Here is an 887-nt window from a genome sequence, read left to right as displayed (position 1 = left end):
GGTGCAGTCCACTCCCATGGTGTGACGGGCGGTGTGTACAAGGCCCGGGAACGTATTCACCGTGGCATTCTGATCCACGATTACTAGCGATTCCGACTTCACGGAGTCGAGTTGCAGACTCCGATCCGGACTGAGATCGGCTTTTCGGGATTGGCTCACTCTCGCGAGTTGGCAACCCTTTGTACCGACCATTGTAGCACGTGTGTAGCCCTACTCGTAAGGGCCATGATGACTTGACGTCGTCCCCACCTTCCTCCGGTTTGTCACCGGCAGTCTCCTTAGAGTTCCCGCCATTACGCGCTGGCAAATAAGGACAAGGGTTGCGCTCGTTACGGGACTTAACCCAACATTTCACAACACGAGCTGACGACAGCCATGCAGCACCTGTCTCTGCGTTCCCGAAGGCACTAAGGTATCTCTACCGAATTCGCAGGATGTCAAGAGTAGGTAAGGTTCTTCGCGTTGCATCGAATTAAACCACATGCTCCACCGCTTGTGCGGGCCCCCGTCAATTCATTTGAGTTTTAACCTTGCGGCCGTACTCCCCAGGCGGTCGACTTATCGCGTTAACTTCGCCACAAAGTGCGCTAGGCACCCAACGGCTGGTCGACATCGTTTACGGCGTGGACTACCAGGGTATCTAATCCTGTTTGCTACCCACGCTTTCGCACCTCAGTGTCAGTGTCAGTCCAGAAGGCCGCCTTCGCCACTGGTATTCCTCCCGATCTCTACGCATTTCACCGCTACACCGGGAATTCTACCTTCCTCTCCTGCACTCTAGCTTGACAGTTCCGGATGCCTTCCCAGGTTGAGCCCGGGGCTTCACAACCGGCTTATCAAGCCACCTACGCGCGCTTTACGCCCAGTAATTCCGATTAACGCTTGCA

1 rRNA gene is annotated in these 887 nt (G+C 55.2%); it reads right to left on the bottom strand.

Annotation, left to right across the window (positions count from 1 at the left end):
- Positions 1-887, bottom strand: a 16S ribosomal RNA gene (locus A3220_RS16585); the annotation flags it as partial.

The organism is Halomonas sp. KX33721, assembly GCF_001596805.1.
Taxonomy (GTDB): domain Bacteria; phylum Pseudomonadota; class Gammaproteobacteria; order Pseudomonadales; family Halomonadaceae; genus Vreelandella; species Vreelandella aquamarina.
This window is presented reverse-complemented; position numbering and strand designations above follow the sequence as displayed.